Raw genomic sequence first — 9,974 nt, 5'->3', positions numbered from 1 at the left:
GTGGTTATTATAGCAGAGAGGATACACCTGTTCCCATTCCGAACACAGAAGTTAAGCTCTCTAGCGCTGATGGTACTTGGGGCGAAGGCCCCTGGGAGAGTAGGACGTAGCCACGTAATCTTTTTTTAGTTTTGTGGATTTAAAAAATCAAAATAAAAAACCTCTTTTCTATTTTATTTTATAAAAATTGAAAAGAGGTTTTTTATTTATAAGAAGAATAAAGAAAACAAAAAAAATATTTTTATTAAATGATACGATTTGTTGTAAACATAGGATAAAGGATAATACAAGTTTAATTATGAAAATTGATATATTCTCAGTAAAAATGGGTAATAAAAAAAGTAATGTATAAAATTAAATTGCTTATTAATAGTGTATAGAGATATAAACCAAACATACATTCGCAAAAAATCTATACAATATTTTTTAGGTATGATATACTAGATTTCGAAAATGAATTAAAATTTATGAAAATGAATTAAAAATTATAAGGATTTATTATATTTAAAATATAATGTAATTGGAGAATGGTTTATTTTAATAAAAACAAAATAAAAATATAACTATTACAAATATATAAAATTAAAATAATAAAAAATATGTTAAAAAAGCAATATAATTATAAAGAATAAAACAATGATATAAAATAATAATTCTAGGTGGTAAAGATATGAATGAATTTAAAATACACTCAAAGTTTAAACCAACAGGAGATCAGCCAGAAGCTATAAAAACAATAACAGATGCAATAAAAAGAAATGAAAAATTTTCTACATTATTAGGTGTTACAGGTTCTGGAAAAACATTTACTATGGCAAATATAATAGAAAATGTAAATAAACCAACACTTATTTTAGCACATAATAAAACATTAGCGGCACAACTATATGGGGAATTTAAAGAATTCTTTCCTGAAAATGCAGTAGAATATTTTGTATCATATTATGATTACTATCAACCAGAAGCTTATGTGGCCAGTAGCGATACATATATAGAAAAAGATGCCAGCATAAATGATGAAATAGATAAGCTTAGACACTCTGCAACTGCGGCACTTTTAGAAAGAAGAGATGTAATAATAATATCATCTGTATCATGTATTTATGGATTAGGTGACCCAAAAGACTATAAAGAAATGATGCTTTCATTAAGACCTGGAGATGAAAAAGATAGAGATGATGTTATAAAAAGACTGATAGAAATACAATATGAAAGAAATGATATTAATTTTACAAGAGGAACATTTAGGGTTAGAGGTGATGTACTTGAAATATTCCCTGCTGGAGATGATGAAAGAGCAATAAGAGTAGAATTTTTTGGCGACGAGATAGATAGAATAACTGAAATAGATTATATAACCGGTAAAATCGTAGGAACAAGGAGTCATGTTGCAATTTTTCCGGCATCTCATTATGTAACAACTCCTGAAAAAATAGAAGAAGCTATAAAAAGGATAGAGGAAGAATTAAAAGATAGAATTAAATACTTTAAAGAAAAGGATATGTTACTTGAAGCACAAAGAATAGAACAAAGAACAAATTATGATATAGAAATGCTTAAAGAAATTGGATTTTGTCAAGGTATAGAAAACTATTCTAGGCATTTAACTGGAAGAGCTGAAGGAGAAAAACCTTATACTCTTATGGATTTTTTCCCCGATGATTTTTTAATGATAGTAGATGAATCACATGTTACTATTCCACAGGTAAGAGGAATGTATGCAGGGGATAGGTCAAGAAAAGGTTCATTGATAGATAATGGATTTAGATTACCGTCTGCATATGACAATAGACCATTAAATTTTGAAGAATTTGAAGAAAATATAAATCAGATAGTATTTACAACTGCCACACCAGGCCCATATGAAATACAACACAGTACTACATTTGCAGAGCAGATTATACGTCCAACGGGACTTTTAGATCCTAAAATAGATGTAAGACCAATAGAAAATCAAATTGATAATTTAGTACAAGAAATACATACTGTAATAGAAAATAAAGAAAGGGTACTTATAACAACTCTTACAAAAAAAATGAGTGAAGACTTAACTGATTACTTAAAAGAAATAGGTATAAAAGTAAAATATCTACACTCTGATATTGCAACTCTTGAAAGAACAGAAATTATAAGAGATTTAAGAATGGGAAAATTCGATGTACTAGTTGGAATAAATCTACTTAGAGAAGGATTAGATATTCCAGAAGTCTCATTAATAGCTATATTAGATGCTGATAAAGAAGGATTCTTGCGTTCTGAAACTTCATTGATTCAGACAATAGGTCGTGCTGCTAGAAATGAAAATGGTAGGGTAATAATGTATGCTGATAAAATAACTGATTCAATGAAAAATGCGATAGAAGAAACAAAAAGAAGACGAGAAATACAGGACATGTATAATAAAGAACATGGTATCATTCCTAAGACTGTTAAAAAAGATATTAGAGATGTTATTGAGGCTACACAAGTAGCTGAAGAAGAAGTTATTTATGGAATTAAAGAAACTGAAAATATAGATGAATTAAAAGCGAATATAGCTAAATTATTTGAAGAAATGAATGAAGCAGCTACTAATTTACAATTTGAAAGAGCAGCTGAATTAAGAGATAAAATAAAAGAATTAGAAGAAAAAATAAAAAGAAAAGAAAAATAGCATAATGTAAGTAAAAAAGGATTTTTATATAATATAAATTAAAAATATTATGCAGAAAGGAATAAGTATGCAAGAAAAAAATATTGTCATAAGAGGGGCTAGGGAAAATAATTTAAAAGCAGTAGATTTAACATTACCTAGAAATAAATTTATAGTATTTACAGGTCTTTCAGGTTCTGGAAAATCTTCTTTAGCATTTGATACTATATATGCAGAAGGACAAAGAAGATATGTTGAAAGTCTTTCATCTTATGCAAGACAATTCTTAGGCCAAATGGAAAAACCAAATGTTGAATACATAGAAGGATTATCTCCAGCTATATCTATTGACCAGAAAACAACATCAAAAAACCCACGTTCTACAGTAGGTACAGTTACAGAAATATATGATTATTTAAGACTTTTATTTGCTAATGCAGGTGAAGCACATTGCTCTGTATGTGGTAAAAAAATAAGTCGGATGACAATACAAGAAATTACAGATAAAATACTTGAGTTTGAAGAAAGAACAAAAATTCAAATATTATCACCTGTAGTAAGAGGCAAAAAAGGAACACATAAAAAACTTATAGAGAACATAAGAAAAGAAGGTTTTGTGAGAATAAGAGTAGATGGAGAAAATTATGATATAAATGATGATATAGAAATCGAAAAAAATAAAAAACATAATATAGAAGTTGTAGTAGATAGAATTATAATAAAAGAAGGATTAGAAAGTAGATTAGCAGATTCTATAGAAACAGCTGTAAAATTATCAGATGGATTAGTAGTTGCACAGATAATTAATGGAGAAGAAATTATGTTTTCAACAAAATTTGCTTGTCCAGAACATGGAATAGGAATAGAAGAGCTATCACCAAGAATGTTTTCATTCAACGCTCCTTTTGGTGCATGTGAGCAGTGTAAAGGTCTTGGCGAAAGTAAAGAAGTTGATCCTGAACTAGTAGTTCCAAATAAAGATATAACAATAAAACAAGGAGCTATTGCAGCGTGGGGAGCAGCAGCTACAAATGATGAAACATATTATAGCATGATGATGAAAAGTTTAGCTGAAAAATATAATATAGACATAGATGTTCCATTTAAAGAATTACCTGATGATTTTGTTGAAGAATTATTATATGGAAATGGAGTAGATAGTACTATAGTAGAGTTTGAATTTGATTCAAAATTCGGCGGAAGAAAAAAATATAGAGCTCATTTTGAAGGTGTTGTAACAAATATAGATAGAAGATATAAAGAAACAAAATCTGAATATATGAGAGATAAATTAGAAGAATTTATGTCAGAAAGCCCTTGTCCTGTATGTAAAGGTAGAAGGCTAAAAAATGATGTATTATCAGTTCTTGTTGGTGGGAAAAATATAATAGAGGTTACAGATTTATCTATTAATGAATTGATAGAGTTCATAGATAGTTTAAATGATACATTTAGTGAAAAACAAAAAATAATAGCAGAAGAAATTTTAAAAGAAATAAAAGCAAGAGCTACATTTTTAAGAGATGTAGGATTGGATTATTTAAATTTATCGAGAAAAGCAGGAACTTTATCAGGAGGAGAGGCACAGCGTATCAGACTTGCAACACAAATAGGTTCTGCACTTGTTGGAGTTCTTTATGTATTAGATGAGCCTAGTATAGGATTACATCAAAGAGATAATGATAAGTTAATAGCAACACTTAGAAATCTAACAGATTTAGGAAATACTTTAATAGTAGTAGAACATGATGAAGACACTATGAAAGCAGCGGATTATATAGTAGATATAGGTCCTGGTGCTGGGGTTCATGGAGGAGAAATAGTAGCTAAAGGTACTGCCGAAGAAATAATAGAAAATCCAAATTCTATAACAGGAAAATATTTAAGTGGAGAAAAGAAAATAAAAGTACCAGAAAAATTAAGAGAAGGAAATGGAAACTTTATAGAAATAAAAAAAGCATCTCATAATAATCTTAAAAATATAAATGTAAAATTCCCTCTTGGTAAATTTATTTGTGTAACAGGAGTTTCTGGTTCAGGTAAAAGTACATTAGTCAATGAGATACTTTATAAAGGCGTTGCAAATCGAGTAAATAGAGCTAGAATAAGACCAGGGAAACATAAAGATATAACAGGAATAGAAAATATAGATAAGATAATAAATATAGATCAAAGTCCAATAGGTAGAACTCCACGATCAAATCCAGCAACATATACAGGAGTTTTCGACCATATAAGAGATCTTTTTGCATCTACTAATGAAGCAAAAGCAAGAGGGTACCAAAAAGGTAGATTTAGCTTTAATGTAAAAGGCGGAAGATGTGAAGCTTGCAAAGGTGATGGGATAATAAAAATCGAAATGCATTTTTTACCAGATGTATATGTACCATGTGAAGTTTGTAAGGGTGAAAGATACAATAGAGAAACATTACAAGTAAAATATAAAGACAAAACAATATCAGATGTATTAGATATGAATGTAGAAGAAGCTTTAAAATTCTTTGAAAATATACCTAGTATAAAAAGAAAATTAGAAACACTTATGGATGTAGGATTATCATATATAAAACTTGGTCAACCATCTACTCAATTATCTGGTGGAGAAGCACAGAGAATAAAATTAGCAGCTGAACTTAGTAAACGTCCAACAGGAAAAACATTATACATATTAGACGAACCTACTACTGGATTACATATGGCTGATGTAGATAAGTTAATAGATGTATTACAAAAATTAGCAGATACAGGAAATACTATAGTAGTAATAGAACATAATTTAGATGTCATAAAAACTTGTGACTATATAATAGATTTAGGACCAGAAGGTGGAGATGGCGGTGGAACAATAGTAGCCACAGGAACACCAAAAGAAGTATCTAAGGTTGAAAAAAGCTATACAGGACAATTTTTAAAAAGATATTTCGAATAATATAGTTTATTTTTGGATAGTAAAATTAAAATTAATTATAAATATTTATGAATTGAACTGAAAATAAATTTGAAGTAAAGTATAATTAAATAAAGAACTAAAAACCTGAAAATTGTTTTTCAGGTTTTTTTATTCAAATGACAAATAAATTATAATTTTAGTTATATAAAGTTCAGAAAGAGGTGATTTATATATGAATAAACACACAAAGGTATATTTAAATAGAAATGAATTTGGAACTGTATCTGGAATAAAATTCATAGAACTACACTATGCAGATTTGACAGAATTTTATTACCCAATAGATCTTTTAGTTTTAGCATCATATAAATATCACGAAGGATCTACAATAAAGGCATTTGAAGAAAGCTTTTTAGAAAAATATGGAATATCTATAGATAATATAAAAAATAATGCAGAAATAGATTTAACAAAATCATTAGGTGTTTGGATGTCTAAGGAATTTGATGTTGAAAAAGTTGGATTTAAAAGAATGGCTTGTATAGAATTAGATGATAGAACGATAACTACAGATTGTTTTAGAGAAAGAATAAGGAATTTATTTGCAATGGTAAATCTAGCAGATGGTATAGACATAGATATAGAAAATATAGCTATGCCAGTTATGGGCTCTTGTTTAAAAAAAATATCAAGTGATGAAATTTTAGGAGTACTAATTGAACAAAGCAGAAAAGCAATGGAAAATACATGCAAATTAGATGGTCTTTATATAGTAGATAATGATAGAGAAAGAGTTATGAAGTTTGACCGGAAAATGAATGAGATATTAAACAGAAGTGATATAGACCAAGAAAATGTATTTAGCGATGAACAATGTGATGAAATTTTATGTGATATGTGGAGTAAATTAAAATATTATAGAGAACAGGTAAGTTCTGGTAAGTTTAAAAGAAGAGATAGAAGTGATGTATTAATAGAATTTGAAGCAAGAATAGAAAGTAGAGAACTAAGACAATTTGAATTATGTGTACTTGCTAGAAAATTATTAGAATTTATAATATATGATATTGGCGGAGAAAAAGCAGGAAATAGGAATCTATTTCAAAAGATAGAATATATGAGAAAATCAAGTTTAGCATCACAAAGAATCACAGCATACATGCATACAATAAGAACTTTTGGAAATTCTGAAGTGCATAACGATGAAATAGATGTAGAAAATTCAATACCAGAAAACGATTTAGATAGACAGATATTAGTAGAAAGTTTATCTAGAATAGTTGATTATTGGATTTCTTATAAATATAGATATCATAAAAAATTAAATAAATAATTATAAATATTCTAAAATGGGTAATAAAATTAGAGAATAAAAATAATTAATATTATGGAGGAAAAGATTGTTTGATATACAAGAACACTTAAAAAAACTCCCAGAAAAACCGGGAGTTTATATAATGAAAGATGAATTTGGAAATGTTATATATGTAGGAAAGGCTGTAGTGCTAAAAAATAGAGTTAGACAGTATTTCCAATCTTCTAAAAACCATACATCAAAAGTAAAATCTATGGTAAAAAATATTAGAAGTTTTGAATATATAATAACAGACTCTGAAACAGAGGCACTTATTTTAGAATGTAATTTAATAAAAAGATATAGACCTAAATATAATGTATTACTTCGAGATGACAAGACTTATCCGTATATAAAAGTAACCACAAATGAAGATTATCCAAGAATTTTAAAAGTTAGAAAAGTTTCAAAAGATAAGGCAAAGTATTTTGGACCATATACAAATATAACAGCAGTAAATGATACATTAGAGGTAATAAGAGATACTTATCCTATAAGACAATGTAAACTAGATATAGACAGAGCAATAAAAAATAAAGTAAGACCTTGCTTAAATTACCATATTAAAAAATGTATGGGACCTTGTACTGGAAAAGTTTCTAAAGAAGAATATAGAGAAATGATAGATGAAGTTATAATGTGTTTATCAGGTAAAGAAGAAAAATTAGTCGATATTTTAACTGAAAAAATGAAAAAGTGTGCAGCAGAATTTAGATTTGAAGAAGCAGCGATTTACAGAGATAAAATAAAAAGTTTAGAAGAAATGGTAAAAAAACAAAAGATAGATACAAATACTTTAGACTTAAATCAAGATGTAATTGCTATGGCTAGAGCACATAATGAAGCTTGTGTACAAATATTCTTTGTGAGAAATGGTAAAATAGTAGGAAGAGAGCATTTTATATTAGAAGGAGTAATGGACAGCAGTAGAGAATCAATACTTGGATCTTTTGCAAAACAATTCTATATGGAGCAAGAATATATTCCAAAAGAAATAATAATAGAAGAGGAAATAGAAGATCAAGAAGTGTTGGAAGGAATACTTACATCTAAAAAAGGACAAAAAGTTTCAATAAGAGTACCTCAAAAAGGAGAAAAGAAAAACCTAGTTGAAATGGTCAGAAAAAATGCAATTGAATATTTAGAAAAATTTTCTGATATGAATAAAAGAAAATATGAAAAAAGTATAGGAGCATTGGAAGAATTAAAAAATATATTAGAACTAGAAACATTACCGATAAGAATAGAATCTTTTGATATATCAAATATACAAGGTGTAGATTCAATTGGATCGATGGTAGTATATACTAATGGTAAAAAAGATAAAAAGGAATATAGAAGATATAAAATAAAAACTGTAATAGGACCGGATGATTATAGTTCTATGGCAGAAATCCTTGAGAGAAGAATAAAACATGGTAATTTACCGGATCTTATACTTTTAGATGGAGGAAAAGGTCAAGTAAATGCTGTTAAGAAAGTATTTGATTTATATGGTATAGATATCCCTCTTTGGGGAATGTATAAAGATGATAGACATAGAACCAAAGGTCTTATAAATGAAACTAGAGAAATAGAATTGAATAGAACATCTAATTTATATAGATTTGTAGCGGGAATACAGGAAGAAGTACATAACTATGCTATAACATATCATAGAAGTCTTAGAAATAAAAAACTTACAAAATCTGAAATAGATAATATCCCTGGAATTGGTGAAAAAAGAAAAAAAGCTCTACTTGCAAAATTTAAAACTATAGAAGGTATAAAAAACGCGACTTTAGAAGAATTAGAAGATACAGAAACAATGAATTCTAAAGCAGCAGAAAGTGTTTATGATTTCTTTAGAGAAAAAGAACAGGGAATATAAAATTTTAAGGAGAAGGAAATTAAATTATGGAAAATAATACAAATAAGGTAAAAATAATAGATATAATAAATGCATTAGATTTAGAAATAATAAATTATCCTGATGATGATAGAGAACATTTTGTTACAACACCAGAATTAAATAGACCAGGACTTCAATATGCAGGATTTTTTGAGTATTTTTCTTATGAAAGAATACAGATAATAGGAAAGACAGAATACGCATATTTTGCAACAATAGATTCAGAGTCTAGAAGAGAAAGATTAGAAAAATTCTTCTCATACGATATTCCTGCCGTTATAATATCTAGAGATATGGAGATAAAACCAGATTTTTTAGAAATTGCAAAAAAACATAATATAATAGTTCTTAAGTCAGAAAGAAATACTACTAGACTTATAAATAAATTATCAAATTATTTAGAGAACAGAATGGCAAAATATGAAACAATACATGGAGTATTAGTAGATATATATGGAGTTGGAGTTTTGATAAAAGGAGAAAGTAGTGTTGGTAAATCAGAAACAGCACTTGAACTGGTTCAAAGAGGACATAGATTAGTTGCAGATGACGCTGTAGAAATAAGAAAAATTGATGAAAAAACTTTAATAGGACAAGCTCCGGAATTGATTAGACATTTTATGGAAATAAGGGGAATTGGAATATTAGATATAAAAACACTTTATGGAGTTAGAGCTGTAAAAGTAAGTCATGATATAGGGCTTGTAATACATCTTGAATCTTGGGATAAAAATAAATATTATGACAGACTGGGACTAGATAGAGAATATGAAAATATAATGGGTGTACAAATAGAAAAAATGACAGTGCCTGTAAAACCAGGAAGAAATACATCTATGATATTAGAAGTTGCAGCTATGAATTATAGACAACGTGGAATGGGATATGATGCAGCTGAAGAATTTACTAAAAAATTAAATTTACTTCTTCAAAATGATAAATAAGAAAAATTAATATATATTAAATTAAAAAAGCCTAATAAATTAAATAATAGTTTATTAGGCTTTTATTAAAAATTAATTATTATTTATTTTGTTAAGTAAGAAAAACTTATTATCTAAATCTACCACAGCATAAAGTACTATTAGAACTTCTTCTGAAACAATTTCTTGAATTTATTCTATTATCATCTGAATATCTATATGATTCAATACGTTTAGAATAATCACTGTTATCAAAATTATTTTCTGCATATGAATTAGAAATA

General features: G+C 27.7%; 5 protein-coding genes and 1 rRNA gene. All 6 read left to right on the top strand.

Annotated features, from left to right (window positions below; genetic code table 11):
* The 6 genes from rrf to hprK all read left to right on the top strand — a co-directional run bounded on the left by rrf (window position 1) and on the right by hprK (window position 9,711).
* Window positions 1–116: ribosomal RNA gene (rrf, locus tag Q1J78_RS05925) — 5S ribosomal RNA — on the top strand.
* 554 nt (window positions 117–670) lie between these two features.
* Complete coding sequence (uvrB, locus tag Q1J78_RS05920; RefSeq protein WP_300279629.1) at window positions 671–2,653, top strand: excinuclease ABC subunit UvrB; 1,983 nt, start codon at window positions 671–673, stop codon at window positions 2,651–2,653.
* Window positions 2,654–2,720: 67 nt separating this feature from the next.
* Window positions 2,721–5,561 carry an excinuclease ABC subunit UvrA gene (uvrA, locus tag Q1J78_RS05915; RefSeq protein WP_300279632.1) on the top strand — a complete coding sequence of 947 codons (2,841 nt, stop codon included), beginning with the start codon at window positions 2,721–2,723 and terminating at the stop codon, window positions 5,559–5,561.
* 193 nt (window positions 5,562–5,754) lie between these two features.
* Window positions 5,755–6,855, top strand: coding sequence for a DUF4145 domain-containing protein (locus Q1J78_RS05910; RefSeq protein WP_300279626.1), 1,101 nt, complete (start codon window positions 5,755–5,757; stop codon window positions 6,853–6,855).
* 67 nt (window positions 6,856–6,922) lie between these two features.
* Complete coding sequence (gene uvrC / locus Q1J78_RS05905) at window positions 6,923–8,746, top strand: excinuclease ABC subunit UvrC (RefSeq protein ID WP_300279623.1); 1,824 nt, start codon at window positions 6,923–6,925, stop codon at window positions 8,744–8,746.
* Window positions 8,747–8,772: 26 nt separating this feature from the next.
* On the top strand, window positions 8,773–9,711 hold the full coding sequence (gene hprK, locus Q1J78_RS05900; protein ID WP_300279620.1) for an HPr(Ser) kinase/phosphatase: 939 nt from the start codon (window positions 8,773–8,775) through the stop codon (window positions 9,709–9,711).
* The last annotated feature ends 263 nt before the right edge of the window (window positions 9,712–9,974 follow it).

It is taken from the genome of Peptacetobacter sp. (assembly GCF_029264495.1).
In the GTDB taxonomy this organism is placed as follows: domain Bacteria; phylum Bacillota; class Clostridia; order Peptostreptococcales; family Peptostreptococcaceae; genus Peptacetobacter.
Note: the sequence above shows the minus strand (reverse complement) of the source record. Positions and strands in the feature narration are given on the sequence as shown.

Bases quoted from the DNA above. Each gene is read 5' to 3' on its own strand.
- uvrB (WP_300279629.1), top strand. From the start codon at position 671: ATGAATGAATTTAAAATACACTCAAAGTTTAAACCAACAGGAGATCAG.
- uvrA (WP_300279632.1), top strand. From the start codon at position 2,721: ATGCAAGAAAAAAATATTGTCATAAGAGGGGCTAGGGAAAATAATTTA.
- Q1J78_RS05910 (WP_300279626.1), top strand. From the start codon at position 5,755: ATGAATAAACACACAAAGGTATATTTAAATAGAAATGAATTTGGAACT.
- hprK (WP_300279620.1), top strand. From the start codon at position 8,773: ATGGAAAATAATACAAATAAGGTAAAAATAATAGATATAATAAATGCA.